General features: G+C 60.0%; 5 protein-coding genes. All 5 read left to right on the plus strand.

The annotated features are described in order from the left end of the window. A partial coding sequence (locus AC1DRJ_RS21155; protein WP_477803859.1) for a TniQ family protein occupies positions 1-1660 on the plus strand: 1660 nt, incomplete at its 5' end. 2 nt (positions 1661-1662) lie between these two features. Beyond that, entirely contained in the window at positions 1663-2019 is a 357-nt protein-coding gene (locus tag AC1DRJ_RS21160) for a hypothetical protein (RefSeq protein WP_110599691.1), read from the plus strand. A 15-nt stretch (positions 2020-2034) separates the two neighbouring features. After that, entirely contained in the window at positions 2035-2367 is a 333-nt protein-coding gene (locus AC1DRJ_RS21165; protein ID WP_153403965.1) for a hypothetical protein, read from the plus strand. Positions 2368-2463: 96 nt separating this feature from the next. Continuing rightward, positions 2464-2871, plus strand: coding sequence for a DUF6957 family protein (locus AC1DRJ_RS21170; RefSeq protein ID WP_414877544.1), 408 nt, complete (start codon positions 2464-2466; stop codon positions 2869-2871). Positions 2872-2995: 124 nt separating this feature from the next. Continuing rightward, positions 2996-3730: a metallophosphoesterase gene (locus AC1DRJ_RS21175; RefSeq protein WP_477803860.1), complete on the plus strand. Its 735-nt coding sequence runs from the start codon at positions 2996-2998 to the stop codon at positions 3728-3730. Positions 3731-3800: the final 70 nt, after the last annotated feature.

A 3800-nucleotide genomic window follows, 5' to 3' on the forward strand; every position in this document is an offset into this window, starting at 1 on the left:
GCGTAAGGCCGCGATCGCGGTCTGTCCCGAGTGCCTTGGGCAAGCAAACTACATCCGGCAGGCTTGGCACCATGAGTTGTTTACGGCCTGCCCAACACATCGAGTACTGCTGATGGAGCAATGCCCCGAGTGCGACGCGCCAGCAGAGCTCAATCGCGGCGCGGTGTCTCGCTGTCGTTGCGGCTATGCGCTGAGCGAGGCTCGTGGACGCCCTGCCGACGCGGCGAATTTGTTCATCTCGTCGGTGTTGCTGGCGGAGCCCAGTCGTCCTTGCGTGCTGAGCGGTCTGAGCGATGAGCCGGGCGTGCCAGAGGATGTCGACAAGTTTCTCCTGTTCCTGGCGAACTTGACCCTGCCGACACCGCAGCGCAAAAACGCCGCGATCAGTTTTCACCGAGCGTTGGAGATTAATGAAGCATCCTTTGTGCTGGCAGAGGATCTACCGGAACGCTTTCGTGTCTATGTGCAGAACAAGGTACAGGCGGCTAACCAGCTGAAGTCCAGTCGCTTCGTCCACAACCTCGGCCCCTGGTACAAAGAACTGAATGCAACCTTCACGTCCGCCGCCTACAGCTCGGTTCGAGCCACGGTCTGCAGCGTGATGTTGGAACAGGCCGATGCTCCCATCAACCGCAAAATGAAGTACATCGCTGCCGAACTGTTGGGGCTGAAAAAAACCTTTACCGCCAGCGAGGCGGCGCGCTTGCTGGGCTCCTCCCCAGATCGAATCGTTTCCTTGGTGAAGACCGGACAACTCTCGGGGGAAATCATGAGTGGCGCCGCCGTGGAATTCTGTGTGGTCGATCGGTCGGCGGTGGAAGCGCAGCAGCAGGCCGCCAAGGGCTTGGTCGCTGGCAAGGAACTGCTTAGCCTGCTCAACATCAGCCGCCGCGTGCGTGAACGCTTACTGGCGTCGGGTGTGCTGAACCGCGTGCCTGACAGCGATAAGCCGCTGTTCGCCAAAGGTGATTATCGCGTGGAGGACATCCAGTGCCTGATCGATACTTTGGCCGAAGGCTGTCGCCACGCCGCGTCTGCCTCTACCTTGGGGCTCGAGGACATCAGCGGCAAACGTTTTTCCAGCCAGCAGACCCATGAACTGTACCGGTTGATATTCAGCGGTCAGATCAAGCCCGTGGTGAGTGATGCCGGTATCCAGGGATTGGCCGCGTTCGGGTTTGATCATGACGAACTGCTGGGTCACCTTCGGCAAGAGCCGACCCTGCCTGACCTGAGCATTACCGATCTGACCAAGATCACGCGCTGGAAACACGAAACCATTAAGGCGTGGATTGATAGGGGCTTGCTGCCTGCACGCATCGAGTTCGACGAGGGCAAGCACCGGGTGTTTATTTCCGTGGCGAACCTGGTGACGTTTCTCTCGCGCTATGTGGTGGYGGCAGATGCCGCCGAGCGTTTGGGAAGCAAGTCCATTTGGTTGACCAAGTCGCTCAAAACCAAAGGTGTGTTGGCGCAAGGGGCGCACGCTACCCGCGAGGGCAGCCAGCGTGGCGTTCTGTTGTCCGCCGACGCCTTGATCAATGTCGCCTCCGGTCGGTCGTCCGACTGGGCCCGCCACCCATCACCGGTGTGGGCTGACCCCTCGAGCGCCCTGGTGGATAAACAGAACAGGCACGCGCTGTCCCACTTGGAGACCTAGTCATGAGCGTCCCGGATACCTGGACTGAGCGGCGGATGCAGGAAGCGCTACACAACCCGTTTGCGGCGCCGGTCACGGCCTACCTGACCGACGTGTTGATCAGCAGTTGTTGTGCGGTGGGGGTTATTTATCACGATGCGCGACCGGCTATGCGAAAGCGGTTTCGGGATGGCCAGCGCATTCGTACGTCTGACATCCACAGCGTCTCTCGCGAAGGGCGTTTTTGCGTCATCCGGACAGCCAGCCAAAGTCGCTATGTCGTCGTCACCTTTCATGCCGATGGCGGAAAAAGATCGTTTATCGATTTTTTGAAGATTCTGTCCAACGGTTTCTACGCCACTCCGGGCCGACTGCAATAACCGGGAGGTAGGCGGATGACAGCGTCGTTCGAGTTAGCGCAGGCACTTGGTAATCGTGGGCTGTGGTTATCCATGACGGCCTTCCTGGTCGAGGTGCGGATCGAGTGTGATTGTGCCTGCGGGCGTGTGTATGCCGATGTGTTGGAACGGGTGGCCGACGGTACTGCGTTGTGTACCGCCGAGATCGATAGTCTGGTGATGCGCCAGGGCTATTGGACATTCAAGACTATTGAGGCTGAGTGGTATGTGATCGTCAGCTTCGATGGCCCAGCGGGGCGGCGCTCGTTCTATGAGTTCGCCCGGTTGATGGCCGGTGGCCTTTTTCGCACCCCGACTGCGCTGCAATAACTGAGCACAGACCACTGCCTAGGCCGGTGCCCAGCGATGGTGCCCCGTAGCCGATATCAGGCCCAGGCGGTTGATCATTCAACGGAGGTAAGCGAGATGAGCGAATCGAATCCATTAGCGCAGATGGCCAACTTTTTGTACGGCGCCGGCACGCCGACGGCGGGCCTAGGCCTCAGCCCGGAGGAGGCGAGCCGTGAAGCGCAGCGTCGCTACCCGAACAAACCCTACTGTTTGGTCAGGCAGTGGATGTTGGTGGATCTGCTCATGGCGGATCCGGCGCAGTGGGCTGCTGAGCATCCGGGCAAGGCGCCGCGCCTCGTGTTGGCGCATAACATTGTGTTCGACAGCGCTGGACGCTTTGCGCCGGGCTATTGGGTCAGAAGTACCTTTGAGGTCTCGTATACAGCACAAGGTTTTTTCGAGACAGGCAATACCGTTTATGTACTGCTGGGCGAGGGCTGCAGCAAAGCCGAAACGCTGGAGGTGGTGTTCAGCCTGTATTGAGGCGTTGTCACGGCTTCGCACGTTTTCAGGCGCTACCGCCACCGATCCGCTTGGCCCACCGGGGCGGCAACACCTCGGCCCAATGCAGTTGGGCGAACGTGCCCGTTCATCATGAGGTGGCACCATGCGTGTGTCTGTGCTCTCCGATTTGCATTTGGAGTTCACCCCCTTCGTGCCGCCCAGCGTGGACGCGGACGTGGTGATCTTGGCCGGTGATATCGATATCGGTACCCGAGGTTTAGTCTGGGCAGAGCGCACCTTCAACTGTCCCGTGCTGTATGTCGTTGGTAATCATGAATACTACGGTGGGCACCTCAACCGCACCCTGGACAAACTGCGGGCGTTACAAACCCCACACGCGCAGGTGCTCGAGCGCGATGAAGTGATCATCGAGGGCGTGCGGTTTCTTGGCACGACGGCCTGGACTGACTACGCCGTGACGGGCAATGCCGAGCGCGCACAATGGCTGGCGCAGGCGCAGATGACGGATTTTCGCCGCATTCGCACCGCCGGATACCGCCGGGTGAGGCCCGCCGATTTTATGGAACAGAACCATCAGGCACTGACTTGGCTGCGAGAACGGTTGGCGGTGGCGTATGCCGGCCCCACAGTGGTGATCACGCACCATGCCCCTTCACTGCGTTCGTTGCGCAACAGCCCGTATGCCGGTACCGATCTCGACGCGGCGTATGCCAACGCGTGGGAACGGATGATGGGGCCCACCATTAATTTGTGGGTGCACGGGCATGTGCACGAGGCCGAGGATTACGTCCTCGCGGGTACGCGGGTGGTGTGCAACCCGCGCGGTTATCCAGGGGAAGCCACGCGCTTTGATCCGGGGTTACTCATCACGGTATGAGCCTGGCGGCGGGGCCGGTGGCCATCTAGGGATTCGAACCGCACTGCGCATAACCGGCACAAGGTTAAAC

The organism is Pseudomonas sp. P5_B2 (assembly GCF_056400445.1).

Coding starts and splice junctions, on each gene's coding strand:
- AC1DRJ_RS21160 (WP_110599691.1), top strand. CDS start 1,663: ATGAGCGTCCCGGATACCTGGACTGAGCGGCGGATGCAGGAAGCGCTA.
- AC1DRJ_RS21165 (WP_153403965.1), top strand. CDS start 2,035: ATGACAGCGTCGTTCGAGTTAGCGCAGGCACTTGGTAATCGTGGGCTG.
- AC1DRJ_RS21170 (WP_414877544.1), top strand. CDS start 2,464: ATGAGCGAATCGAATCCATTAGCGCAGATGGCCAACTTTTTGTACGGC.
- AC1DRJ_RS21175 (WP_477803860.1), top strand. CDS start 2,996: ATGCGTGTGTCTGTGCTCTCCGATTTGCATTTGGAGTTCACCCCCTTC.